The organism is Marinobacter piscis, from assembly GCF_007671655.1.
Classification (GTDB): Bacteria; Pseudomonadota; Gammaproteobacteria; order Pseudomonadales; family Oleiphilaceae; genus Marinobacter; species Marinobacter piscensis.
Genome location: NZ_VCGX01000001.1, coordinates 20,413 through 44,987 on the forward strand (window position 1 = coordinate 20,413; position 24,575 = coordinate 44,987).

The window sequence follows — 24,575 nt, forward strand, 5'->3', positions numbered from 1 at the left end:
ACCGGAGGCGCCGAATGCCAGGCTTCTTTTCCTGGATTGCAGGCTTTTTCACCAAGGCTACGCCTGCTGTGACCCCACAGGGACAGCTGCACGATTCAGAAGAGACAATACAGGCACCCCCGCCTCCGGAAAATACACGCAGCCTGCGCGTATTACTTGAGGAAAACCTCTTCTGCTGGCTTTTAGATGCCGCCCCCTCGAAGCTGTACGCCACAACCTCACCTGCAAACCCCATGCTTGAAGAGCTCAACTCTCGTCTCAAAAACAATAAGATGAGAGAGCTGCCCAGACAGCCAATGACGCTGCCCATGCTGATACAAGCCCTCTCTGACGAGTCCGGTGACCGCAAAAAGTTAAGCCGGATTATTCTTGAGGATCCGGCCTTAACCGATCAACTGCTGCACGTTGCCAACAGTCCATATTTCCGTACTGGCGAACACACCATAGAGTCTGTCGATCAGGCTGTTTTTGTACTTGGTATGGATGGCATTCGTAAAGTCATTGCTGCAGCACTTGTACGCCCTATGATAGCCCCCCGGAACAGTCGCGAGGCCCTGTTTTCCAAACGCACCTGGCGTTGGGGGTTAACCTGCGCGCGTGCCACTGAATTCATCGCTATGCTTGACGGGGCTGACGCCAGCGCCCATTTCACGGTCGGACTTCTTCCAGCTCTTTCATACATCACGCTTCACAGGGAACTGCATAAAATCTGGAAGGAGCAGCATGCAGACAGTGAGCCAGATACCGCGTTGATTTATGAGGCACTGACCCGCTACCAATGGAGTACATCCCGGCTGATCGCCCATGAATGGGGTTTACCAACCAGATACAGAGCATTCCTGAGACAGGCCGAACGCCCGGAACCTGGTCAGCATCTCACAGCCCTGACCGACGGCATACTGCTGGGCAGTCGTGAGGTGCTGCGCCACGCCAATCAGCGAAACTTACCGGAAGAAGACCTGCAAAAAGCGCTGCACCTTACCCCGGACCAGCTACGCCAGGCCAGAACGATCCTGAAGGCCGCTCTCAGTGAGAGTGCGGGTGCCTGATCTAGGTACTGTCCTCGCGTTTCAGCATGGCCGCAAACGTTGTTGAATCACTCTCTCGCTCACCCTTGAGAAGCTCTGCAGGAAACACGGGCGGTAGCCGGTCCACAACCCGGTCTTCATCGCGGCGTACAACGGTAAGCACATCCCCTACTGAAATAAGGTCAAGCGCCCGCCCGGGAACCAACTGATCCCCCTGACGACCGGCAAGGGTAAGCAATCCGGCGCGGATCAGTTTATCACTGACATTCCGGGTGACCTCACCCGGCACCCGCAGCGCCTGTTCCAGGGCTTCCTGCTGTGGTGCAGGTGCGCCTTCACTGAACGGGCGTGCCACCATCCACATCATGGCCAGAGCGATCCGCTCCTGTAGCTCCGGGGCAAGCTGAACATGGCTACGCTTGGCCACCGAGCCCGGATTCTGCAGGTAAAACGCCAGGCTTGCCCCCAAAAGCAGGATCATCCAGTTCAGGTAAATCCAGATCAGCATGATGATGCCAATGGCGAAGCTGGAGTAAATGGCGGCGTACTTGGCCGAGCCGGCAACAAAGGAGGCAAACAAGATCCCGCCAGCCTGCCAGGAAACACCGGCAACCAGGCCTCCGATAAAGGCATACCTCACCTTCACCCGGGTGTTGGGCATAAATATATAAACAAAGGTAAAGGCCGCAACCACAAGAAAGAACGGTGTGAAGCGGCTTGCTATAACGATCACCGAGCCAAATGGCTCAATTTCAATCAGTGCCTGCACCAGGGACGACGAGAATATGGTCGCACTTACACCAATGGCAGAAACCATCAGCAATGGCCCCACCATGATGACACTCAGGTAGTTGCTGAACCTCTGAGCCACCGAGCGCATCTCCGGAACACGCCAGATCATATTGAAGGAGCGCTCTATCTTCTGCACCAGGGAGATCACGGTATATACCAGCAGCGCCAGGCCGACAGATCCCAGAACCCCGACCTTCATGTTATCGACAAAGCCCAGTATCCGCTCGGCCATTTCAACACCCTGGGGCCCCAGAGGCTGGAAGAACTGAAACAGAAACGGCTCCATTCGCTGGTGTACTCCCAGCGCCTTTAGCACCGACAAACTCAGTGCCAGCAAGGGCACTATACTCAGCAGCGTGGTGTAAACCAGACTCATGGCGTGGAGGGTTAGCTGCCCGCTGACCACATCCCGTATCAGCGCATAAGCAGACCGCCCAGCCTTATAGAGCCAGGTCCAGGGCCAGCTTCTCGGCGGGTTCGGGTTGGCAAGAATCCATGTCTCTGCGGCCTGGAGCCGTTCTTTCAGTTGGAAGGAAGCCACTTAACATCCTGTTTTTTGTCTGGTGTGAGTAGAGCCCTACCAGGAAACTGACTTGTCCGAGCCACGCTTGATGATCGGCGTTTCACCTTCCCAGATCGCCAGGCCAGAAGACAGCTCGGTGAGTGATAATTGTATGTAATACTCCACCTGCTGCTCTTTTTCCACTTTATGGTTGCGCTGGATAATTTTACCGGAAAGGCTCAGATCCGGTGCTTGCAGGGTACCTTTGCGCTGCACACCGGACTGATCAAACTCGTCGGAATCGCGGAGTTCCCGGGCTTTTTCAGTCATTGCGTCTTCAGGGCCGTTGAGGCCAACGGCAGTCGTCGTCACCACCTTGCCTGAGCGCAACAACGCTACGCGGATCTTTTTGGTAAGCTGGTCCGTATCAATGCGCTGCATGGTGTCGTTGGTAATACGGCTGACAACCATGATGTATCGGCCGCCGTCCGGGTTGTTCACAGCTCCGCTGGCAAGCATATCCTCGACAGCGTCTGTGGCCGCTTTTTCAAAATCCCGGTAATCCATAGTCATGGCAACAGGGCCATCATCTGCGGCTGGATCAATGTAACGCGTGGGTGTGGAGCAGCCGGCCAGAACAACAAGGCTGATCAGAACAGCAAAAGCACGTATCAACATCGGGGTTTCCTTTTATTTGGGTTCACGAAGGTGAAGCTGGTAACTGGTCACGCGGGCGTTGGGCGCTGTCGAGCTGAAGTAGCGTGTCTGGCCGGTCAGCAACGTCGCTTTTTTATAGCCTTCACCTACACCTCTTACAACCATGCCACTTTCATCGAACCAGGTCACCTTCCAGGCCAGTTCAGTATCAGACCTGGCCTCTACTGCAAACTGCACCTGCAAAAGGCGCTCGCCACCCGGTTGTTCCAGCCGCTTTTCAAAAAGCTCCTTCACATCCATTGTGTAAATGACTTCGGGGTCGACTTTCAGCTCCTCCCTGTCAATCAATGAGCTACTGGTTTCAGGCTGTGAAGCACAGCCGGTCAGGCCCAGAATCAGCATACTGACCAGAATGAACATTTTCATAGCAAACATCCTGCTTGGGTTATGTATTGATTACCTGATTGATGAAAACCTTGTATTTCATCCTATCTGGAGAAGCGAGCAAAATCCGCCTCCGACTTGCCCTGCAAATCCATGGTGATAACAGTCGCCGGCGCCTGTGCGGTCGGCCTTTTCACATATACGAGCGTATAAGGCTGATCGGGTATGTCCAGATGACCTAACACCTCGCCCCGATGATCTCGCAGGGTCAGCTTTCCATCATCCGGGCGCTTCATACGGGTCGCCTGCCAGTGATCCGGCAACGCCTGCCAGCTGCGCAAGTCAGCCTGGGTAGTGGCTACCGTCATTGTAGCGGCAAGCAGCTGCCCCAGGGGCCCAAACTGGTCTGCCGCTTCATGCTGGAGAACCGCCTTGCTTATCGCAGAGGTAACCGCCCGGGCAAGTACCCCGGGGAATCGCTCTTTCATTTCCGTGCGGACCACTTTCCCCATATCCGAAATACGCTCAGTGCGAACCTCTTGCCCGGCACCACTGACTATACCAAGACTCCCGGGCACAGCAGAGCGCTCAACGTATTCAGGCAGTGCGATACCAAAATACGCAGGCGCCTGCTGGTTACCGTGCACAAGCAGCAGCGGCACATCAAGGCGTGCCTCCCTGAGCACCGGCCCCAGTCCGTTTTCATACACAACCCATACCTGGGGCGGTAAAGCCGCCGCACTCTGCGAGCCGGATGCCAGTGCTTCGGCCAGATCCGCATCGGCTTTCAGCACGCGACTCTGTGGCGCCATTTCCGCCACGCGCTGAAGCGAAGTTACCGCGCGCTCATAATCAGCATGGCCTGTCGCGTTTGCAAGAAAGTAAATGCCATGGAGATACGTGCTGGAAGGTACAATAAAGTCGGAAAAAACCGACCAGGATGAAGGGCTGCCGTACTGCTGGTTAACCGCGGACTGAAGCCCCTGGCTTTGCAGGCTGCTGCTAACCATGGACGCCTGCCTGTTTCCGCCCCGGGCCTCGGCTCTCAGCGCTGCCTGTTGTTCAGCTATTTCTTTCTGAAAATAGTCAACCGCCCGGCGGGTACGGTCGTTGGCACGATTGAATTCAACCCGGGCGTATTCATTATTGCCCGCTGCCAGAAAGGCCAGGCCCTTGTAGGTATTGACCAGAACAGCTTCCGACATCAGTGCCTGATAATCGCGCTCTGCGTCGTTTACCATGACCGCCATAAACCCTTCTGCGGAACGCGCAAGCAGGCCCTCCGTGTCGAGGTACTTCATTCCCTCTTCCGCCAGATCATAGGCCTTCACAGACGCTTCATTCCGATCCGTCAGGCGGTACATTTCACCCTGGTGCAATAACTCAAGCAGATGCTTCCGGGAATCAACAGGCTTGTTATCAGGCATGCTGAAACTCACCGTTTCCAGTGCAGATTCGTAATCACCGGATGTATAAGCTGAATTGAATCTGGCCAGCTGATCCCGATGCTGAAATGACGAGCATCCCGACATCAATACAGTCAGGATCGCAGCCGCAGCCAGGAGGCGACGTCGACGTGTCTTCAAACCACAGCCTCTGTGTGCATCAGGAAGCCGACGCAAGATTACGCGCTGTGATTTCCACAATTCTCTGGCGCGCCTCCCGGCTGGCCCAGGCAGAGTGCGGCGTCACAATAAGGTTCGGGATATCATCTGCAAGCAAAGGGTTGCCGGACCGTGGCGGCTCTTCTGTAAGCACATCAAAGCCGGCTCCGCCGATCACGCCGTTACGCAGCGCCTCTGCCAGGGCCGCCTCATCCACCAGGCCGCCGCGGCTGGTGTTAATCAGCAAGGCATCCGACTTCATCATCTGCAACTCCCGGGCACCAATCAGGTGGCGGGTTTCCTCGGTCAGCAGACAGTGCAGTGACAGCACATCGACCTGAGGTAGCAGTTCATCCAGCGGCAGCCTGGGGTAACCGTCCGTTTCTGCCGCTGGCTGTCCCGGGCGCGCCCCCAGAAGAATGTTCATGCCAAAGGCCTTTGCCCGCTCGGCAACGCCCTGCCCGAGATCACCATAGCCGACAATGCCCAGGGTGCGGCCCTCCAGTTCCATGATCGGGTGGTCCATCAGACAGAACATGTCACTGTCTGCCCAGCGACCGGCGCGAACGTCGCGATCATAATCCAACAGACGCGTCGCCAGCGCCAGCATCAGTGCCATGGTGTGCTGGGCGACGGTTGAGCGGCCATAATTCGTTACATTAAGCACCTGTATCCCATGGTCCCGGGCAGCGTCCAGATCAATATTGTTCAGCCCGGTTGCCACTACCGCAATGGTCTTCAGCTCCGGACAATGCTCGAAGTGCTCCCGGGTAAGCACGACCTTGTTCACCAGCACCGTATCAAAGCCCCGGATGCGCGCGAGCACCTGTTCCGATGGGGTAGCATCATGTTTCATCAGACCGCCGGTAACCTGCTCAACAGGCGTCAGGTCAACATCATTACCCAGGGTTATGGCATCAAGAAACACGGCTTTCATACTTTTCTCCTTCATCAACAGACGCCGAGATTAAGGTAGACTGATGCAAACGTCCAAATAAGAGAACAAAATCATGGAACACGAATTCTGGCACGAGCGCTGGAGCAACAAAGAAATCGGCTTTCACGAAGGCACTGTCAATAAATACCTTTACGACCACTGGCCAGAGCTTTCCGGCGGCGACACCGGGAGTGTATTTGTACCATTATGCGGCAAAGCGCACGATATGTGGTGGCTGCATGACCGGGGTCACCCTGTACTCGGCGTAGAGCTGAGTGAAATTGCCTGCAAGGATTTTTTTGAAGAAGCCGGTGAAAAAGCCATGGTGCACCCGGGTGAGCCTTTTACAACCTTCCGCCACGGCAGTCTGGAGCTTTGGGCCGGTGATTTTTTTCAGCTGTCTCCCGAGGACCTGAAGCATACCCACCTGGTGTATGACCGCGCAGCCCTGATCGCCCTGCCTCCATCCATGCGCAAAGACTATGTGGAGCATCTGACTGCCATCGTTCCAGAAGGCACCCGGATTCTGCTTATTACCCTGGACTACAATACAAAAATTACTGCGCCACCCTTCAATGTCTCCGACAACGAAGTGCAGGCGCTGTATGCCGACAATTACAGTATTGAGCACATCCTTACCAACCCCCTTGGGAGCGACCACCCGTTCAGTAAACGCAAAGGCCTTACCGACGCCACGGAGAGTGTGTTCAGGCTTACAAAACGATAGTGCCGCGAGCTATCCGGGCATCAGATTTAATGAACCTTCACCCCTTTATTACTGTCCAATTTTGCAACAGTGAACTAAGCTCAGGTTAAACAGGCCGAAATATGACACAGATCGTATAAGGCCTGAGATACCCTTTCCTTCCACTCACAACCAGACGAATCGCCGGCATGGCGTCCGTAACTGCAACGGGGATATTGCGTGTACTGAAAGTATTAAAACAGCGATCGAGGGGCTACCCATGAACATACTGCAACAATTCCAGAACCGGTATGAGCGCACTCAGGAAGAAGAGTTCAGTCTCGAAGAATACCTCGAGATCTGTAAGAACGATCCATCCGCCTATGCGACGGCCGCCGAGCGATTACTGATTGCCATTGGCGAGCCGGAGTTTATTGATACGTCTCGTGATCCCCGCCTGTCACGCATCTTTTCCAACAAAGTCATTAAGCGCTACCCGGAGTTCTCCGAGTTCTACGGCATGGAAGATGCTGTCGAGGACATAGTGTCCTTCTTCCGGCATGCGGCTCAGGGCCTGGAAGAGAAAAAGCAGATCCTGTACCTGCTGGGGCCGGTTGGCGGTGGTAAATCCTCGCTGGCGGAGAAGCTCAAAAGCCTGATGCAGAAAGTACCTTTCTACGCCATCAAGGGTTCCCCGGTTAACGAGTCGCCTCTTGGGCTGTTTGATCCGGCCGAAGACGCCACCATTCTGGAAGAAGAGTACGGAATTCCCTCACGCTATGTGAAAAACATCATGTCGCCCTGGGCTGTAAAGCGCCTGCACGAGTATGGCGGCGATATCAGCAAGTTCCGCGTGGTAAAACTTTATCCCTCTGTCCTTGACCAGATCGGCGTTTCCAAAACCGAACCGGGTGATGACAACAACCAGGACATTTCGGCTCTGGTGGGCAAGGTAAACATCCGCATGCTGGAAGATTACTCCCAGGACGATCCGGATGCTTACAGCTTCAGCGGCGGCCTGTGCAAGGCCAATCAGGGGCTGCTGGAGTTCGTGGAAATGTTCAAGGCGCCCATCAAGGTGCTGCACCCGTTGCTGACGGCCACCCAGGAAGGCAACTACAACACCACCGAAGGCATGAGTTCCGTGCCGTTTGATGGCGTTATTCTGGCACACTCCAACGAATCCGAGTGGCAGACCTTCCGCAACAACAAGCACAACGAAGCCTTCCTGGACCGGGTTTACATCGTCAAAGTGCCCTATTGCGTGCGGGTAACTGAAGAAGTCGAAATCTATAAAAAACTGCTGAAAAACAGCTCTCTGGCCGGTGCCCCCTGTGCCCCGGATACACTGGACATGCTGGCTCAGTTTTCAGTGCTGTCACGGATCAAGGAGCCGGAAAACTCCAGCATTTTTTCCAAAATGCGCGTCTACGACGGCCAGAACATCAAGGACACAGACCCCAAAGCCAAATCCATTCAGGAATACCGGGACGCGGCAGGTGTGAACGAAGGCATGGATGGCCTTTCCACCCGTTTTGCCTTCAAGATTCTCTCCAAGGTGTTCAACTTTGATACCACCGAAGTGGCCGCCAACCCCGTTCACCTGTTGTATGTGATTGAAAAACAGGTGGAACAGGAGCAGTTCGCTCCGGAAGTTCAGGAACGCTACCTGCGCTTTATCAAAGAGTTTCTGGCGCCGCATTACGTCCAGTTTATCGGCAAGGAAATCCAGACCGCTTACCTGGAAAGCTACAGTGAATACGGCCAGAACCTGTTTGACCGCTATGTAACCTATGCTGACCTGTGGATCCAGGATCAGGAATTCCGGGATCCGGAAACCGGCGAGATTCTCGACCGTTCCTCCATCAACGAAGAGCTGGAGAAAATCGAAAAACCCGCTGGTATCAGCAACCCCAAAGACTTCCGCAACGAGGTGGTCAACTTTGTACTGCGGGCAAGAGCCAACAATCAGGGCGAGAACCCTTCGTGGCTCAGTTATGAAAAACTGCGCAGCGTGATTGAGCAAAAGATGTTCTCCAATACGGAAGACCTGCTGCCAGTGATATCGTTCAATCCCAAAGCCAGTCAAGAAGACCAGAACAAGCACAAACAGTTTGTTGAGCGCATGGTCGATCGGGGCTACACCGAAAAGCAGGTGCGCCTGCTGGCAGAGTGGTACCTGCGAGTTCGGAAGTCTCACTAGCGGAGCGTGAATTATGGGTATGACCCACATCGTCGATCGACGGCTGAACGGAAAAAACAAGAGCGCGGTGAACCGGGAGCGGTTTTTGCGCCGCTACCGGCATCACATCAAAAAGGCTGTTTCAGATGCAGTGCACCGGCGCTCAATCACAGATATAGAGCGGGGGGAGAATGTCAGCATTCCGGCCCGGGATATCGATGAACCTGTCTTCCACCATGGCCAGGGTGGCCACCGCGAGATGGTGCATCCGGGCAACCGGGAGTTTGTGGCGGGTGATCGGCTGCCGAAACCGGACGGTGGCAGCGGCCAGGGCCAGGGGCAAGGCCAGGCCAGCCCGGATGGCGAAGGCATGGACGAGTTTGCCTTTCAGATTACCCAGGAAGAGTTCCTGAACTTTCTGTTTGATGACCTGGAGCTTCCCAATCTTGTCCGGAAACAACTCAAAGACACCGAAAGCTTCACTTACGTGCGCTCCGGGTTCAGTACCCAGGGCGTGCCGGCAAAGCTGGATGTCGTGAGGTCGCTGCGCGGTGCTCACGCGCGTCGGCTGGGCCTGGGAGGCGCCCGCAAGAAAAAAATCCGCGAGCTGGAGGCTCAGCGTGCAGACCTTCTGAGCGCGCCAGCGGAGCTGGACGCAGCCTTCAGTCACGAGGATCAGATCAAAGCGCTGGAGGACGAAATCGCGCGGCTGAAGGCCAATGTGAAGCGTATTCCGTTCATCGATGAAATCGACCTGCGTTACCGCCAGCACCTGAAGCAACCCAAGCCGGCCACCAGCGCCGTCATGTTCTGCCTGATGGATGTGTCTGGCTCCATGACCCAGATGCACAAAGACACGGCCAAACGCTTCTTCCTTTTGCTGTATCTGTTCCTGAAAAAGAGCTACAAAAAGATCGATGTGGTTTTTATCAGGCACCACACCAGCGCCAAAGAGGTGGATGAGGAAGAGTTTTTCTACTCCCGGGAAACCGGCGGCACCATTGTTTCCAGTGCCCTGAAACTGATGCACAAGATCATCAAATCCAGGTATCCACCTGCAGAATGGAATATCTATGCCGCTCAGGCCTCCGACGGTGATAACTGGAACGACGATTCGCCCGCGTGCGGAAAACTGTTGACCGACAGCATTCTGCCGCTGGTGCAATATTACGCCTATGTGGAGATTACCCCTCAGGATCATCAGATGCTGTGGTACGAATACGAACGGGTGCAGGCGCTGTTTCCCGAGAGTTTTGCCTTGCAGCAGATTGCAGACCCGGGGGAAATTTACCCGGTATTCCGGCGACTGTTTGAGAGGAAGGCTGCATGAGTGATGTATTTGATCGTCCAGACGCGCCGGGGAATACGTCCCCGAAACCCCATGAGCCTATTTCCACCGGCTCGGAGTGGACCTTTGAGCTGATCCGCCAATACGACGAAGAAATTGCAAAGTGTGCCGCAGAATTTCGCCTGGACACCTACCCCAACCAGGTTGAAGTGATCAGCGCGGAACAGATGATGGACGCTTACAGCTCTGTTGGTATGCCGGTGGGCTACAACCACTGGTCCTTTGGCAAACAGTTTCTGAGCACCTCCAAAGGCTACCAGCGGGGGCAAATGGGTCTGGCTTATGAGCTGGTTATCAACTCCAATCCCTGCATTGCCTATCTGATGGAAGAGAACACCCTGCCCATGCAGGCACTGGTGATTGCCCACGCCTGCTATGGCCATAACTCCTTCTTTAAAGGCAACTACCTGTTCCGCACCTGGACAGATGCCAGCGCCATCATCGATTACCTGGTGTTTGCCCGGAAATACGTGTCCGAGTGCGAGGAACGTTACGGGGTGGAGGCCGTCGAGGAAACGCTGGATTCCTGCCATGCACTGATGAACTACGGCGTTGACCGTTATAAGCGCCCTGCGCCTGTCTCCGCACACGAAGAAGCGCACCGGCAGGAAGAGCGGGAAGAGTATTTGCAGCGTCGGGTGAACGACCTGTGGCGCACGATTCCGAAAATGGATGGGGATGAAGACCCGGTAACACGCAAGAAACGCTATCCCGAAGAGCCCCAGGAAAACCTTCTCTACTTCATTGAGAAAAATGCGCCCCTGCTGGAAACCTGGCAGCGGGAAATCATCCGGATTGTGCGCAAGCTGGCCCAGTATTTTTACCCCCAGCGCCAGACCCAGGTAATGAACGAAGGCTGGGCTACCTTCTGGCATTATACCCTGCTGCACAGAATGTATGAAAAAGGCCTGGTAACCGACGGCTTTATGCTGGAATTCCTGCAAAGCCACACTTCAGTAGTGTATCAGCCAGCGTTCGACAGCCCGTGGTATTCCGGCATTAACCCCTACACTCTGGGCTTTTCCATTTTTACCGACCTGCGGCGAATCTGCGAAGAACCGACAGGTGAAGACTACGAGTGGTTTCCCGACATTGCTGGCACAGACTGGCTGGAAACCCTGCACTTTGCCATGGCCAACTTCAAGGATGAGAGCTTTATCCAGCAGTTTCTGTCCCCCAAAGTCATGCGTGATCTGAAACTGTTTGCCATTGAAGACGACGACCTGGAAGACAGCTACCAAATAACCGCCATTCACGACGAGCCCGGGTACCGGGAACTGAGAGAGAAGCTGGCCCGTCAGTACAACCTGAGTTATCGGGAGCCGAACATACAGGTATGGAGCGTGGACGTTCGTGGTGATCGTTCACTGACACTTAGGCACGTGCCTGTAGACAGAGTACCTCTGGGCAAGGATACCGAAGAAGTGCTTCGCCATGCCCACAGGCTGTGGGGGTTTGATGTGCATCTGGAGAGTGTGGATGACGGTGATATCGTCGACGAATACCACTGTCCCCCCTAAGCCTCTGGCAACTGGATCGTGCGCGAAAGCGCACTCCTTATTCAGTATTTTTGTCTGCCAAAGATCGTCTGGGACGAATACACCCCGTATACTGACAGCCAATAATTATAAAGACTCACTTTAACGCCCGGGTCGGGCGGGGGTATACAAGGAATGAAACGCCTGGGAACACTGGATGCCTCTTGGCTGGCTGTCGAATCCGAAGACACGCCCATGCATGTGGGTAACCTGATGATCTTCACACTGCCGGAAGACTGTCCGGACACCTTCCTTCGTGACATGGTTACCCGGATGAAAGAAACCGGGGACATTGCCCTGCCCTGGGGCGCTAAACTGGCATTTTCGGGTTTACTGGGGCGGCTGCTGGCACCTGCCTGGAAGGTTGATAAAGATATCGATCTGGATTATCACGTACGCCACTCGGCACTGCCCAAACCGGGAGGTGAGCGAGAACTTGGCATCCTGGTGTCACGCCTGCATTCAAACCCTCTGGACTTCGCCCGTCCTCTCTGGGAGTGCCACGTTATCGAGGGGCTGGAAAACAATCGCTTTGCCCTCTACACCAAAATGCATCATTCAATGATTGATGGCATCAGTGGCGTGCGCCTGCTACAGCGGGTTCTGAGTAAGGATCCGGGCAAAAGAGACATGCTACCTCCATGGTCAGTGCGGCCCATGCGTCGCCGGGGCAGTAAGGCAGACTCAGATGCAAGCTTTCCCGCTGCCTTTTCGCAAGCACTGGATGCGCTGAAATTGCAAGCCGATATGGCTCCCTCTATGTGGCAGGCGGGCAACCGGCTGGTGCACTCGGTCCGTCACCCGGAAGACAACCTTACGGCGCCCTTCACCGGCCCGGTTTCAAAGATCAATCACCGGGTCACCGGCCAGCGTCGCCTTGCGACGCAACATTACCAGCTTGATCGCCTGAAAGACGTGGCCCGTGCCACCGGCGCCTCACTCAACGACATTGTGCTTTATCTGTGCGGCACCGCCCTGCGACGCTTTCTGCTGGAGCATGACGACCTTCCGGAGACTGCTCTGACAGCAGGCATTCCGGTTAATATCCGCCCGGCCAATGATGAGGGAACAGGGACACAGATCAGCTTCATGATTGCATCACTGGCTACGGATGAGCCAGATGCACTGAACCGCCTGCAGACGATTAAAACCTCTACGCGCCGGGCAAAAGAACACCTGCAAAAACTGCCCAAAAGTGCTCTTAACCAATACACCATGTTGCTGATGTCGCCCTATATCCTGCAGCTGATGTCTGGCCTCGGGGGGCGCATGCGCCCGGTATTCAACGTAACCATTTCCAACGTCCCTGGTCCCGGGCAAAACCTGTACTATGAAGGCGCCAGGCTTGAAGCCATGTACCCGGTTTCACTGATTGCCCACGGAGGTGCCCTGAATATCACCTGTCTGAGCTATGCCGGTGCAATCAACTTCGGGTTTACAGGCTGCCGGGATACTCTGCCCAGCATGCAAAACCTGGCCGTGTATACCGGCGAAGCGCTGGATGAGCTGGAAACGCTGGTTCTGCCGCCCGGCTCCCGCCCGGCAGGAGAACCATCAGGCAATCTGGAGCAGTCTCAGTAGCTGCGGTTTGTGCTGCTCCTTGATAACGTCTCTCAGTGTGTACTGATCAAGTACTGCGAGAAACGCCTGCAGAGCTTCGGAAAACATGGATTTCAGCCCACAGACCGGGGTGATTATGCAGGCATTTTTTGAGGAGTGGCACTCAACAATGCTGAGGTCATGTTCGGTTTCACGCACAAACACTCCGATATTGATATCCTCCGGCTTCATGAGGAGCCGCATGCCACCTTTTTTACCTCGCACCGTCTCGATATAGCCTTTCTTATTGAGCTGGTGCACCACCTTCATCAGATGGTTTTTGGAAATCTCATAACTGTCTGCAATTTCCTGGATTGTGGTAAGGTACTCATCCTGTACCGCCAGATAAATCAGGACCCTCAGCGAGTAGTCTGTATAGCGGGTTATGTGCATTTTACACTCCGGTTATCCAGTAAACGCAATTAATACGAAGGTCGGGTAAGTAAATAACTTGCTACACCAACCATGAATACTCCCGACACGGCCAAAACCATCCCGGCGGTTCCCAAAACAAAGAGAATTCCCCAGCTCAGGGTCATCATGCCGCATGCCAACGCCTTGGCTTTTGGCGGTATGACCCGGTTCCGGCGCCAATCCCTTATAATCGGCCCAAACGAAGGATGCCCATCAAGCCAGCTGGCAAATGCAGGGGATCCTTTGCTGGCAAAAAACGCCGCTAACAGCACAAAGGGAGTGGTGGGCAGCAAAGGCAGAACAACACCAGCGGCGGCGATTCCCACAAACATATAGGCAAGAATTCTGAAACCGATCTTACCGGAGCGCGCTCTCATAGCGTTACCTCAGCACCGTGCCATTTACCCCTATTCTATCGTTTATTAATGAACAGGTCTCCCGAGGCATTAAAGTATATTTTATAGTTATCTTTAGGTCAAAAAGACGCAGAGTTACCCAGCGAGAGGTATCGGATTCATTGCCGGACTCTGCGATACTAGGCATAGTGTGAACAGGCTAAAGAGCATTCAGCAGTTACAGGAAAGAAACCGATGTCTCAGAGCAAATTGACGGACCGTTTCGGCAGAACCGTAAACTATGTGCGCCTGTCGGTTACCGACCGTTGCGACTTCCGCTGCGTTTACTGTATGGCCGAGGAAATGACCTTCCTGCCCCGGCAGCAGGTTTTGACACTTGAGGAAATTGCCCGGGTTGCGAAAACCTTCGTGTCTCTGGGCACTGAAAAAATCCGCCTGACGGGCGGTGAACCGCTGGTTCGCAAAGACATTCTTGAGTTGGTTAAGGAGATCGGTACCTACGGTCTGCGGGATTTTGCCATGACCACGAACGGCAGCCAGCTGCCCACAATGGCCGATCCTCTGCGCAAGGCGGGTCTGAAACGGCTGAACATCAGCCTCGACTCACTGGATCCGGACAAATTCGCCAGCATCACCCGCACCGGCAAGCTGTCCCGGGTGCTGGATGGGATAGACGCTGCCAAAGACGCTGGCTTTGAAGGCATCAAACTGAACACCGTGGTGATGAAGGGCGGCAACGATCACGAAGTCCCTGACCTTGTTGAGTTTGCCCGCAAAAAAGGCGTAGATATAACCTTTATAGAAGAAATGCCCCTGGGCGAAATTTCCGAACACGACCGTGGGCAGGCTCTGTGCACCAGTGATGAGGTGCGCGATATTATCAGCCAGCGGCATGAACTGGTTGCCACAACGGAAGACTCCGGTGGCCCGGCCCGCTACTACCGGATGCCTGACAGCTCCATCAAGGTCGGCTTTATTTCGCCTCACTCCCACAACTTCTGCTCTACGTGTAACCGTGTGCGGGTAACGGTGGAAGGCCGTTTGCTGCTGTGCCTGGGTAATGAACACTCGGTCGATTTACGCCGGGTTCTGCGCGGCCACCCGGTGACTGACGACAAGCTCCGGCAGGCCATTATTGATTCCATGGATCTGAAACCTGAAAAACATCACTTCTCTTCTGAGGGTGATGTTCAGATCCTGCGCTTTATGAACATGACCGGGGGCTGACCCCCGGCATTGGCTCCACCTTTAATGCGGCATTTCACCATCACCCATGGGCATCTCGGAGACCAGATGCTCCATGGAGACCTCACTGTACTTCAGAACCTGGCCACCATACTCTTTCGCGAACTCCTGAGCCGCCGCTTCATCGGAGAAGGTTGCCAGAGTCGGCCCCATTGCCCCGGTCCGCTCTGAACCCGCGACATAAAACGCTTCCCGGGCATCAATCAGCGCTGTATCGTCCGGGCTTTCCCACTCGGTCTGGCTCATATCGTGCACATAAAGTGTGTGCTGCCGGTTCGCATTCTCAGGCTGCAGCATCCAGGCAAACATATCCTTGGTTGAGCAGAACTTGTGAACCGATTGCTCTTTTTCGGTAATCACTTCGCCTTTCGGGCCTGGGAAGCGTGTAATGGCCATACCACATACATGGCACTCATCGTCTGAATCGATATGAACCGGAGCCGGCTTTTCTGCCACCTTCTCAGGGCCTTCAGAGCAACCTGTCAAAAAGACAGCAAGCATCAGTAACACAGGGATGAGCATTAAACGAACGGGCATCATGGTGATCTCCAGATTCAGGTTGCCAGATCAGATACGGCGACGGCGGAACAGTGCCCAGGCGCCGGTTAAGGGAACAACAAACCACAGTACCAGTGCCAGCCAGAGCCCCGACGGGCCAATGGGCAGATCAGTACCAAGACTCAGAACGCCACTGAGTTGAGCACCATCACTGAATGTCACTATGTTCAGCAGCCGGTAGATATCCGTGGGGTTGAGAAGCAAAAACCAGGGCAGCAGATCCGGATTGAAGCCACCCTGACTGGCAACCAGTACACCCAGCAAAACCAGATCAAAAATCAGTACAAAGAAAAACCAGATAGCCAGAGCCAGCCCGGCAGCAACCGGTTTCTCACTCACCCATACGCTCACCACATAGGCCAGAGCAATAAACCCCCAACCAAGCAGCGTGGTAGAAATAATAAAGCGCAGCATGGCCACAGCTAGCGTACCCACCGCCACATCCTGCACCAGCAAGGCAATGGCGACGCCCGCGACCCCGAAACCAATCAGTGTGGCGAGAGCCAGGGTCAGCCCATGCCCAAGAAACTTGCCAAACAGCAGCTGCCCCCGACTCAGCGGATAAGTCATCAGCAACAACAAAGTGCCGCCCTCTTCCTCGCCCACAATAGCGTCGTAGGCCAGCAGCAAGGCGATCAGGGGAATAAGGAATATTCCCAGGCTGGCAAGGCTGGCGATGGTTGCCGGTGTGGAGGCATAACCAACCTCTCCCGAGGCCGCGGCACCAAACCAGGCAATCCCCAGTGCCAGTGTGGCAAACACCAGAGAGATGGCAATCAGCCAGCGGTTGCGCAGGCTGTCACTGAGCTCCTTACGGGCAATGGTCCAGATACTCATCATTGGGCACCTCCACGGTGAGCGAGACCACCTGAGCCAATAAAGTGCACGTACAAATCCTCCAGCGTGGGCTGATAGATTCCCAGATCACGTACTTCACCGGACATCATCAGCGCCTGAATCAACGGCATTTTCTCCTCTGGCCGGACCGCCACACTCAGACGACCGCTGTTATCCCGCTTGATAACACTGGTGCCCGCCGTTTTTTCGACAACAGCCTGCAGTGCCGCCTCGTCATTTTCGGCCTCAAGCGTCAGGGTGATGGGCATATTCGCCTGCCGGCGCAGAGCGGGAAGATCCCCTGCGGCTTTAAGGGCACCCTCCGTAAGAATGGCGGCCCGGTCTATGTAGGGTTCCACCCCGGGCAGCACATGGGAGCACAAAACAATGCCCGTGCCCTCATCACGCAAACCGCGCAGCAACCGATAAAGGTCGGCCGTTGCCACAGGGTCCAGCCCGACTGTCGGCTCATCCAGCATCAGCAAACGGGGTTTTCCAAGCAAAGCCTGAGCAAGCCCGAGACGCTGGCGCATCCCCTTTGAGTAGGTTTTCACCCTGGCATCCATGGCATCTTCCAGCCCGACCCGCCCCAGCAGCTCCGGAACCTGGCGCAGACTGGCACCTTTGAGCCGGGCAAAATGTGCAAGAATTTCACGGCCGGTCAGTTGCGGGTAGAACATCACATTTTCGGGCAGATAGCCGATATATTGACTGACCTTAGGGTCGCCCGCTTCGCCATCGAGCACAGAGAGATTCCCTGCACACGGGGTCATCAAACCCAGAATCAGCTTGATACTGGTGGTTTTACCAGCACCGTTATGACCAAACAGCCCGAGAATTTCTCCGGGTTCAAGGCGCAGGTCAACGCCGTTCAGCACCAGTGCCTTATCGTACCGGTAGCTTACATTCTCAAGACGAAAGCAACTCATCAGGACTCCGGTTGTATATTAACGGGCGGTTTCATCAACGGGTGCGGATCACTCACACCCGCGGCCTTTACCACAGGGAACGCTTCCTGAACCCAGCGCAGCGTATCCACCGCCGGACTGAACATCAGAATCTTTGCTTCCGGGTAGGTCCACAGCAGCCGGTCGACATTATCGTTGGGCTCATAAGGTATATCGCCAATGCCATCCTGATTACGGTCCCAGCCCAGGTAATCACTCCAGTAATTGCCTTCACCGTCTTTTGACCACTCCTGGGTGCGCAGAGCCACATACTTAACCTGACGCTGATTATCAATGAAGGCATTGTGAAACACCTCATTGTCTTCCGAGCCTGCCGTCAGATGAATACCTATGCCACTGTCCCGGAACACATTTCTCTCAAAGGTGTTGTACAGAGAGTTATAAATAAAAACGGCCTTCCCCTCGGCCCCGGAAACCGACACACCCGCCGTCTGCCCCTGTGCGACGCCCGTGACCACGTTCCCCCGCAGCACAGAATCCGTAATAAAATTCATCAAAATGCCATAGTTCTCGTCATTTTCAGAACGGTTGTTGATGACAGTAAGTCGCTTACTCTGCATCAGCGCATACCCGGTACGGGTGCCCCGGGTGACATTGTTTTCCAGCAGATTGTCCATGGAATACATATAATGAATCCCGTAACGCAGATCCATCATCGTATTATTACGAATCTCGTTCCCGTTCGCGGTTTCGATATAAATTGCATCCCGCGTTTCCTGAATATCATTCCCCTCAATCAACGCACCGGTGGTATTAAAAAGATGAATACCATTACCACGATCGTTTGAGCGCACGCCGGCATCCCCGCGAATGGTATTGTTTTTCACCGTCACATCCGGCGCCGCATCCAGCCAGATACCAAACGCTGAACCCTGAAGGTTATTGCCCTCAACGGTCGTGTTGCGAGCCTCCCGGTTCACAAACACCCCCGCATCCAGCTCATTCAGATCGGTCCCCCAGTTCCGGATACGGCAACCGGACAAGGTCACACCCTCAGCCTGAATCTCAACCGCAATTCCCTGACCTCCCCCATCAATCAAGGTTTCCGGTTGACAGCGCACAGCCACCCCCGGCACCCGGATAACCAATGGCGAAAGCGTTGTCGGTGGAAGCTCAAAAGACGCGCCTGGCGCAAGATCATCCAGCTGCTGCTGAACACCCGCCTGTGCGGTCAGCGATAGCAAAGCGACCGCTACAGCCGCTCCTAAACGCAAAATGTGGTGCATTAATTATGCTCTCAAACTGAAAGAGACTGCTAAAATTTGGGCAAGAGACTGGAAAAGCACTCTCCAAAACTGTGCGGAGCCATGGATGGCGAAGCCCAAGCGCCACACGGACGTGCCGCAAGGAGCGTGTTTTGGAGAGTGCTTTTCCAGTGTCTTGCTTCTCCAAAGTCAGAAGAACCGGAGCCCCAAAAAGGGCCCCGGACTCACTTCCGTGACTTCTGGAATCAGGCCTTCTCTACCAGCATCCGGCCTCTCATCTCCATGTGCAGAGCGTGACAGAACCAGTTGCAGTAGTACCAGTGTACCCCGGGCCTATCGGCGACAAAGGTTACAGAGGAAGTCTGCTGTGGGCTGACCTCCATCTGCACCCCATGGTTCACCATACAGAACCCGTGAGTCACATCCTCAATGGTATCCAGGTTAGTGACATACACAGTCACCTCATCACCCTGCTTCACTTTGAACTCAGTAGTGCCAAACTGAGGCGCAACCGACGTCATATAAACGCGCACCTTGTTACCGTCGCGAATGACCTTGTTATCGGCTTCCAGAGTAATACCATCCTCTTCTGCCTGTGCACGGGCACTGGCAAAGTACGGATCGTCGCGGGTATAGACCTTCTTGGTCTTGATCTGATCCCGACGCACAAGGATACAGTCGTGCGGCTCGGCGAACGCAGGACCATCGTGCACCAGCTTCATCTCGTCACCCGAAATGTCGATCAACTGGTCGTTCTCCGGATGCAGAGGGCCAACCGGCAGGAAACGGTCCTTCGAGAACTTCGACAGCACAACCAGCCACTTACCATCAGCATCGCGGGTCTCTGTCAGCGAAGCATGGTTGTGACCAGGCTGATAATGCACATCCAGCTTCTGCCTTAGATAGTTAACGTCCTCACCGTTGTAGTGCTTGATAGCATCTTCAACGTTCCACTTGGCGATCTGACTGTCAATAAACAACGTAGTATAGGCGTTACCACGTCCGTCGAACGTAGTGTGCAGAGGCCCAAGCCCCAACTCAGGCTCGGCAACAACCGTATCACGCAGTTCGATCTTGTCATCGAACAGGTCATCCAGGCGATCAATGGCAATCACGGTACAGGTCGGCGACAGTTTTCCGTTGGCGATAAAGTACTTGCCATCCGGAGACGTGTTCAGACCGTGCGGGTTTTTCGGCACAGGAATGTAACGGGTAAACGGTGATTTTCCACGACCGTCCACTACCGGAACATCTGAGTCACCCAGGGTTTTGTAGTCGCCATTTTTTACCGCTTCGGCAATCCGCTCAACGTTGAAGACTACGGCCCAGTCGCGGTCGTTACGCATGGTGCCGGCCAGGTCTGTTGCCTTCTCGGAGTTGTAGCAGGTAGAGGCGGCGTACTTACCTGTGAAGTCCGCATCGGTGTTATCCAGGTTGCCGTCTACAATCACCTGCCAGGCAACTTCCATGGTTTCCGCATCCAGAGCGTTAAACATGGTAAAGCTGCTTTCCATTGAGAAATCACTGCCATCGTTCGGGTGCGGAATTACATACTCTGCGTTACAGAATACGTAGTTCGTTTTCGGCACCTTCTGCAGACGCAAACCATGAATCGCCTGCACATTGGGGATGGTGGTGATCTTGTCACACTTCATGATGTCCAGACGGATACGCGCCACGCGTGAGTTGGCTTTGTCGTTGATGAACATGTACTTGCCATCATAACGACCGTCGGTCATGGAAATATGGGGGTGGTGAGCATCACCATTCGGGAACTTGTTATCATGTCCCAGAACATCCTTACTCTCGTTGGTCAGTCCCCAACCGGTCGCGCCATCCAGGTTAAAAACCGGAATCCGCATCAGTTCACGCATGGACGGTACGCCCATCACGCGGATTTCGCCAGACTGACCACCACTCCAGAAACCGTAATACTCGTCCAGCTCACCTGGTTCAACCGTAATATTATTCTGGGCTTCCTTGGCAGCCGCCGCAAACGACTCGCGAGTCATCACAGCACCGCCAAAACCAGCCGCACCTACGGCGCCTGCCAGCGCTGTGGCACCCAGGAACCGACGACGGCTCAGACCGCTGTCCCCGGTCTCCTGCACGTCTTTGTCCAGTTCGTTTGTCTTTTTCATAGCATCCAACTCCATTATTGGTAATAGCGATTCACTTCTCTTCTTTTTGATAGTGCACTGCTAGGCCACCTCAACCACCGGAATTTCATTCTGGCGGCCAGGTGCATTGCGTCCACGACGCCTGCCTCGACGTTTAACGATCAGTGGTGGACACTTATGATCGTCAAAATAGGTTACCTGACAGTCCAGGCAGTAATGGCACTCCTGATAGTTGATGGTGCCATCAGGGTGAATAGCCTGAACTTCACACTCCTTGGCGCACAACTGGCATGGGTTGCCACACTCCTTGCGGCGCTTGAGCCAGTCAAACACACGCAGTTTGGTCGGCAGGGCCAGCGCTGCTCCGAGCGGGCACATATAGCGGCAGAACACTTTTCGGGTAAAGATGTTCACCACCAGCAGCAGTACGGCATAAGTGACGAACGGCCAGCTGCGATCGAAGTGCAGCGTGATGGCGGTCTTGAAGGGCTCAACTTCTGCCATTTTCTCAGCCATGGCCAGAGAATCCAGCGAGACTCCGAACAACACCAGCAGCACGATGTACTTCACCGCCCACAGGCGCTCGTGAATGGGCCAGGGCACGTTGTACTGAGGCACCTTCAGCGCGCGAGCAATTTCGTTAATCAGTTCCTGCAAGGCGCCAAACGGGCACAGCCAGCCGCAATAGACCGCCCGGCCCCACAGAAGCACGATGCCGGCCACAGCTGTCCAGAGCACAAAGATTATCGGGTCGATCAGGAAAGTTTCCCATGTAAACCCACTGAACAGACTGTGCACAAACGCCAGTACGTTAACCACCGACAGCTGACCCAGGGCATACCAGCCGATGAAAAACAGTGTATAGGTAAGGAATGCATGCCGAACCCAGCGTGTCAGCTTTGGTTTTTTAACCAGCCAGTCCTGGAAGAACAGAATCAGCATCAATACACCAATACCCAGGCCCACAACGATGACCTGGAACTGGCGCTGATACCACACCTGAACCCACAGAGGCTGCTCTTCAAGCCATTCTTCTTCCGTCAGCACGGGGTCTGGGCGGGTGTAGTACTGATCCGGCAGCTGATACTCCAGAGGGAATACCTGGAACTCACTGTCCAGAGGGCCGGTCTGGCGTTTTACTGTCAGCTCCAGCGTCCAGGGCGCACCCGGGTCAAAGTTATGCTGCTGGCGAATAATGAAGATCGCCATTTCCTTGAAATCAGGGATGCCCTCGGCGTATACGTCACTCAACCGGTAATAGTCGAGGTCACGGAAGTTAAAGGTATCGCCGTACTGACGGATCTGGACCCGATCAAAAATACCACCGCGCACATAACCAGAGCCTTTAAAGGAATATTCACCATTAGCCATAACAGCAATGGCCTGCTCCCCTTCTTTCAGCTCGGACATGAGCCACTCATACTGGCTTTCCCCCAGCAAGTTCTGACCGATTGTCGGTGTATCCAGGTAAGCCGTATATAAATTGATCAGCGTGTCATCTCTTTCACCAGGCGCGGCCGTTTCGACACCCTCTGCATCCGTACCTTTGAACGCATCATCTACCTGGCCTTTGGTGAGCAGCATGCGACGAATCGACCCATCTCCGGTGAGCTCTTCCCATGTGCGGGGCTGAAAGCCATCCGTGATCACTTCGGCGGTTGGTGGGCGTTTGGTGCCGCTGCCTTCTACCAGCCCCAGCTCAACACCCACACGGTGCGCTGTGCGCATGATGACTTCGTTAATCACCATCACGGTGACGGTTGCCCCCGACAGGCCATCAACGGCCTTCTTGCGCTCATTGGATGTGCCACCAACCGTCACGCGCTGATCTGCTTTCAGGCCGGCGTACTGATCGGTGAAGTCATGGAGCTTATATTCCGGAATGCCCACCAGAAGTATCGGCTCATCGTGGTAGATCACTTTGGCAAAGCGAATGGTGCCTTCCGTGTCCAGCACCACCATGGCGTTCAGCGGTTTACCGGAGTATGCGGGTGTTTGTACAAAATCGAGAGACTGGTAAGCATAGCCCTTGAGCTCATCGCCGGCATACAGCTCTTGTATGGCACGGTTTCCCTCTCTGGGCTCCAGGCGGGTGACACCCGGAAAAGCTTCTTCGATAACCTGGCGCCCGGCTATGGGCTCATACTGACTGAGTGGTTCCGCCTGGGTTAACGGCACCCAGACAAGGAAAAGGGTAAATAAACAGAACACTGCGCGGGAGATAATATTCAAAACTGGCCCTCGACATATACAGCAAATCATTAAGCCTGGGTTCCAAGGCTAGATGATTGAGGAATAAAACAAATACCCCTTCAGGGTTACACCTTCTGATAACCCTTGGTGAGTGACCGGCTCAGCCAAGATTGATGGCATTTCCACTCTTGTCCAGCGGCAGATAGTTATTAACGTGTCCCAGACGAACAGATTCAACCATCATGGTCATGGGTTGCTCAGCTTCATCGGAAGAGGGAGGGACACCACCCCGACCGGACATGGCCGCAACAAAAACCACATCCCACGACTGGCCCGTCTTACGGGACTCTTCCACCAGGGCTGAGAATTCGGCTGCTTCCTGTGGTGTTTTGTCGACACAGATAACTGGCGTGAGCGCGCCCCCTTCGCCTCGCTCAAAGGCGGCCTTTTCTTCTGCGGATGCATCATCCGGCATCTCGGCACGGCAAAAAACAAACAGCAGGCGCTGGGGTTCAGGCTCGTTACTGGTTGCGCTAATCAAATCACTGTAACTGCTAATCATGGATGCAATACCCTTGTGCTTTTGCTTTCTACTGGCTGATTTCGATCAATCGCTTGGGGTCTGATATAAACACCTTGCTTCGGTTTACCCGCACCAGTCCGTTGGACTTAAGGTCTGCAAGAATCCTGGAGAAGGTTTCCGGCTGCATAGCCAGGCGGGAGGCGACCAGACACTTGGGTAAAGGCAGCTCTACCTCACCCCCTTCTGTTGCGCCATTAGGTAACAGGTCAATCAGATAACGGATCAGACGATCACGGGCGTTCTGAACGGTCATGACCTCAAGGTCATGGAAGCGGGATACGGCCCGCATGGCGTAGTGCCGCAGCGCTGCATGGGCGTATTCCGGATTGGTGTCGAGCAGCTCCTGATAGGCTTTAACCGGGATCATCAGGATCTCGCTGGATTTCAGTGCTTCAGCGTAACAGGCGTAACGGGCGGGATCTGCATAAATCATAACCTCCGCAAAGCAGTCGCCCGGAGCAATACTGTCGAGGGTTCTGTCAACGCCTGAGGAGTCCAGACGGTATAGCCGCAAGCGGCCGGAAATAACAAAGAAAAAGTGATGGGCCGGCATATCCTGCCGGTACAACAGTTGATGATGACCAAGACGAAGACGCCGGGACTGCGCAATCAAGCTCTGCAAATCGGCGTTACTAAGGGATTTGAAAAGCGCATGATTGCGCAGTGGCTGCAGCCCGTTTTCATCATCAGCCAACGTATTAACAGCTACCAGAACCGGTTTGGAGTAGCGGGTATCCACAGTCTGAGTTGCCACCATTATCGCTCCCTCTCCTAATCATGCATTCTTTATGTTGCTTTACATGATAAAAGGATGTCCCTGAAAAGTCGCTCCCTCAATGG

At 54.6% G+C, this 24,575-nt stretch carries 22 protein-coding genes; 7 read left to right on the forward strand and 15 right to left on the reverse strand.

Features of this window, described 5'->3' with window-relative positions:
• The first annotated feature begins 14 nt into the window (after positions 1-14).
• The gene (locus tag FFI95_RS00100) at positions 15-1,049 is read left to right on the forward strand and encodes an HDOD domain-containing protein (protein WP_144820324.1); all 1,035 of its coding nucleotides are present in this window, start codon (positions 15-17) and stop codon (positions 1,047-1,049) included.
• A 1-nt stretch (position 1,050) separates the two neighbouring features.
• On the opposite strand, the gene FFI95_RS00105 is transcribed toward FFI95_RS00100, so the two are convergent.
• The 5 genes from FFI95_RS00105 to FFI95_RS00125 all read right to left on the reverse strand — a co-directional run bounded on the left by FFI95_RS00105 (position 1,051) and on the right by FFI95_RS00125 (position 5,904).
• Positions 1,051-2,361 (reverse strand): YihY/virulence factor BrkB family protein, encoded by a 1,311-nt coding sequence (locus FFI95_RS00105; protein WP_144820325.1) that lies wholly within the window; start codon positions 2,359-2,361, stop codon positions 1,051-1,053.
• 36 nt (positions 2,362-2,397) lie between these two features.
• Complete coding sequence (gene lpoB, locus FFI95_RS00110) at positions 2,398-3,000, reverse strand: penicillin-binding protein activator LpoB (RefSeq protein WP_144820326.1); 603 nt, start codon at positions 2,998-3,000, stop codon at positions 2,398-2,400.
• 12 nt (positions 3,001-3,012) lie between these two features.
• On the reverse strand, positions 3,013-3,405 hold the full coding sequence (locus tag FFI95_RS00115) for a YcfL family putative periplasmic lipoprotein (RefSeq protein WP_246069296.1): 393 nt from the start codon (positions 3,403-3,405) through the stop codon (positions 3,013-3,015).
• A gap of 62 nt (positions 3,406-3,467) precedes the next feature.
• Positions 3,468-4,949: a COG3014 family protein gene (locus tag FFI95_RS00120; protein ID WP_246069298.1), complete on the reverse strand. Its 1,482-nt coding sequence runs from the start codon at positions 4,947-4,949 to the stop codon at positions 3,468-3,470.
• A 19-nt stretch (positions 4,950-4,968) separates the two neighbouring features.
• Positions 4,969-5,904 (reverse strand): D-2-hydroxyacid dehydrogenase, encoded by a 936-nt coding sequence (locus FFI95_RS00125; RefSeq protein ID WP_144820328.1) that lies wholly within the window; start codon positions 5,902-5,904, stop codon positions 4,969-4,971.
• Positions 5,905-5,977: 73 nt separating this feature from the next.
• On the opposite strand from FFI95_RS00125, the gene tmpT reads away from it, so the two are divergent.
• From tmpT to FFI95_RS00150, 5 genes are all read left to right on the forward strand, one after another.
• Positions 5,978-6,631 carry a thiopurine S-methyltransferase gene (gene tmpT, locus FFI95_RS00130; RefSeq protein ID WP_144820329.1) on the forward strand — a complete coding sequence of 218 codons (654 nt, stop codon included), beginning with the start codon at positions 5,978-5,980 and terminating at the stop codon, positions 6,629-6,631.
• 238 nt (positions 6,632-6,869) lie between these two features.
• Entirely contained in the window at positions 6,870-8,792 is a 1,923-nt protein-coding gene (locus FFI95_RS00135; protein ID WP_144820330.1) for a PrkA family serine protein kinase, read from the forward strand.
• Between the two features lie 13 nt (positions 8,793-8,805).
• Entirely contained in the window at positions 8,806-10,101 is a 1,296-nt protein-coding gene (locus FFI95_RS00140; protein ID WP_144820331.1) for a YeaH/YhbH family protein, read from the forward strand.
• Complete coding sequence (locus FFI95_RS00145; protein ID WP_144820332.1) at positions 10,098-11,639, forward strand: SpoVR family protein; 1,542 nt, start codon at positions 10,098-10,100, stop codon at positions 11,637-11,639. The genes FFI95_RS00140 and FFI95_RS00145 overlap by 4 nt, the downstream gene beginning before the upstream one ends.
• 153 nt (positions 11,640-11,792) lie before the next feature.
• Entirely contained in the window at positions 11,793-13,238 is a 1,446-nt protein-coding gene (locus tag FFI95_RS00150) for a WS/DGAT/MGAT family O-acyltransferase (protein ID WP_144820333.1), read from the forward strand.
• Here the strand turns inward: FFI95_RS00150 and FFI95_RS00155 are convergent.
• Together FFI95_RS00155 and FFI95_RS00160 are read right to left on the reverse strand one after the other, a co-directional pair.
• Entirely contained in the window at positions 13,212-13,649 is a 438-nt protein-coding gene (locus tag FFI95_RS00155) for an Rrf2 family transcriptional regulator (protein ID WP_144820334.1), read from the reverse strand. The two genes, FFI95_RS00150 and FFI95_RS00155, sit on opposite strands and share 27 nt — an antisense overlap.
• A 29-nt stretch (positions 13,650-13,678) precedes the next feature.
• Positions 13,679-14,047, reverse strand: a complete 369-nt coding sequence (locus tag FFI95_RS00160) for a YbaN family protein (protein ID WP_144820335.1) — start codon at positions 14,045-14,047, stop codon at positions 13,679-13,681.
• Positions 14,048-14,260: 213 nt separating this feature from the next.
• Between FFI95_RS00160 and moaA the strand changes: the two genes are divergently transcribed.
• Positions 14,261-15,253 carry a GTP 3',8-cyclase MoaA gene (gene moaA, locus FFI95_RS00165; RefSeq protein WP_144820336.1) on the forward strand — a complete coding sequence of 331 codons (993 nt, stop codon included), beginning with the start codon at positions 14,261-14,263 and terminating at the stop codon, positions 15,251-15,253.
• A 21-nt stretch (positions 15,254-15,274) separates the two neighbouring features.
• Here the strand turns inward: moaA and FFI95_RS00170 are convergent, their stop codons facing one another.
• The 8 genes from FFI95_RS00170 to FFI95_RS00205 form a co-directional block, all read right to left on the reverse strand.
• Positions 15,275-15,808 carry a nitrous oxide reductase accessory protein NosL gene (locus FFI95_RS00170; RefSeq protein ID WP_144821396.1) on the reverse strand — a complete coding sequence of 178 codons (534 nt, stop codon included), beginning with the start codon at positions 15,806-15,808 and terminating at the stop codon, positions 15,275-15,277.
• A 30-nt stretch (positions 15,809-15,838) separates the two neighbouring features.
• On the reverse strand, positions 15,839-16,669 hold the full coding sequence (locus tag FFI95_RS00175) for an ABC transporter permease (protein ID WP_144820337.1): 831 nt from the start codon (positions 16,667-16,669) through the stop codon (positions 15,839-15,841).
• Positions 16,666-17,595 (reverse strand): ABC transporter ATP-binding protein, encoded by a 930-nt coding sequence (locus FFI95_RS00180; RefSeq protein WP_144820338.1) that lies wholly within the window; start codon positions 17,593-17,595, stop codon positions 16,666-16,668. The genes FFI95_RS00175 and FFI95_RS00180 overlap by 4 nt, the downstream gene beginning before the upstream one ends.
• The gene (locus FFI95_RS00185; RefSeq protein ID WP_144820339.1) at positions 17,595-18,860 is read right to left on the reverse strand and encodes a nitrous oxide reductase family maturation protein NosD; all 1,266 of its coding nucleotides are present in this window, start codon (positions 18,858-18,860) and stop codon (positions 17,595-17,597) included. The genes FFI95_RS00180 and FFI95_RS00185 overlap by 1 nt, the downstream gene beginning before the upstream one ends.
• Positions 18,861-19,084: 224 nt before the next feature.
• On the reverse strand, positions 19,085-20,980 hold the full coding sequence (gene nosZ, locus FFI95_RS00190) for a TAT-dependent nitrous-oxide reductase (RefSeq protein ID WP_144820340.1): 1,896 nt from the start codon (positions 20,978-20,980) through the stop codon (positions 19,085-19,087).
• A gap of 60 nt (positions 20,981-21,040) precedes the next feature.
• Complete coding sequence (gene nosR, locus FFI95_RS00195) at positions 21,041-23,185, reverse strand: transcriptional regulator NosR (protein WP_373880413.1); 2,145 nt, start codon at positions 23,183-23,185, stop codon at positions 21,041-21,043.
• A gap of 127 nt (positions 23,186-23,312) precedes the next feature.
• Positions 23,313-23,714 (reverse strand): ribonucleotide reductase subunit alpha, encoded by a 402-nt coding sequence (locus FFI95_RS00200; RefSeq protein WP_144820342.1) that lies wholly within the window; start codon positions 23,712-23,714, stop codon positions 23,313-23,315.
• 28 nt (positions 23,715-23,742) lie between these two features.
• On the reverse strand, positions 23,743-24,492 hold the full coding sequence (locus FFI95_RS00205) for a Crp/Fnr family transcriptional regulator (RefSeq protein ID WP_144820343.1): 750 nt from the start codon (positions 24,490-24,492) through the stop codon (positions 23,743-23,745).
• Positions 24,493-24,575: the final 83 nt, after the last annotated feature.

What these genes read in the sequence shown, in the direction of transcription:
- lpoB (WP_144820326.1), bottom strand. Translation starts at nt 3,000, where the DNA reads ATGTTGATACGTGCTTTTGCTGTTCTGATCAGCCTTGTTGTTCTGGCC.
- FFI95_RS00125 (WP_144820328.1), bottom strand. Translation starts at nt 5,904, where the DNA reads ATGAAAGCCGTGTTTCTTGATGCCATAACCCTGGGTAATGATGTTGAC.
- FFI95_RS00170 (WP_144821396.1), bottom strand. Translation starts at nt 15,808, where the DNA reads ATGCCCGTTCGTTTAATGCTCATCCCTGTGTTACTGATGCTTGCTGTC.
- tmpT (WP_144820329.1), top strand. Translation starts at nt 5,978, where the DNA reads ATGGAACACGAATTCTGGCACGAGCGCTGGAGCAACAAAGAAATCGGC.
- FFI95_RS00115 (WP_246069296.1), bottom strand. Translation starts at nt 3,405, where the DNA reads ATGAAAATGTTCATTCTGGTCAGTATGCTGATTCTGGGCCTGACCGGC.
- FFI95_RS00140 (WP_144820331.1), top strand. Translation starts at nt 8,806, where the DNA reads ATGGGTATGACCCACATCGTCGATCGACGGCTGAACGGAAAAAACAAG.
- FFI95_RS00160 (WP_144820335.1), bottom strand. Translation starts at nt 14,047, where the DNA reads ATGAGAGCGCGCTCCGGTAAGATCGGTTTCAGAATTCTTGCCTATATG.
- FFI95_RS00100 (WP_144820324.1), top strand. Translation starts at nt 15, where the DNA reads ATGCCAGGCTTCTTTTCCTGGATTGCAGGCTTTTTCACCAAGGCTACG.
- moaA (WP_144820336.1), top strand. Translation starts at nt 14,261, where the DNA reads ATGTCTCAGAGCAAATTGACGGACCGTTTCGGCAGAACCGTAAACTAT.
- FFI95_RS00200 (WP_144820342.1), bottom strand. Translation starts at nt 23,714, where the DNA reads ATGATTAGCAGTTACAGTGATTTGATTAGCGCAACCAGTAACGAGCCT.
- nosZ (WP_144820340.1), bottom strand. Translation starts at nt 20,980, where the DNA reads ATGAAAAAGACAAACGAACTGGACAAAGACGTGCAGGAGACCGGGGAC.
- FFI95_RS00180 (WP_144820338.1), bottom strand. Translation starts at nt 17,595, where the DNA reads ATGAGTTGCTTTCGTCTTGAGAATGTAAGCTACCGGTACGATAAGGCA.
- FFI95_RS00185 (WP_144820339.1), bottom strand. Translation starts at nt 18,860, where the DNA reads ATGCACCACATTTTGCGTTTAGGAGCGGCTGTAGCGGTCGCTTTGCTA.
- FFI95_RS00150 (WP_144820333.1), top strand. Translation starts at nt 11,793, where the DNA reads ATGAAACGCCTGGGAACACTGGATGCCTCTTGGCTGGCTGTCGAATCC.
- FFI95_RS00135 (WP_144820330.1), top strand. Translation starts at nt 6,870, where the DNA reads ATGAACATACTGCAACAATTCCAGAACCGGTATGAGCGCACTCAGGAA.
- FFI95_RS00205 (WP_144820343.1), bottom strand. Translation starts at nt 24,492, where the DNA reads ATGGTGGCAACTCAGACTGTGGATACCCGCTACTCCAAACCGGTTCTG.
- FFI95_RS00175 (WP_144820337.1), bottom strand. Translation starts at nt 16,669, where the DNA reads ATGATGAGTATCTGGACCATTGCCCGTAAGGAGCTCAGTGACAGCCTG.
- FFI95_RS00145 (WP_144820332.1), top strand. Translation starts at nt 10,098, where the DNA reads ATGAGTGATGTATTTGATCGTCCAGACGCGCCGGGGAATACGTCCCCG.
- FFI95_RS00155 (WP_144820334.1), bottom strand. Translation starts at nt 13,649, where the DNA reads ATGCACATAACCCGCTATACAGACTACTCGCTGAGGGTCCTGATTTAT.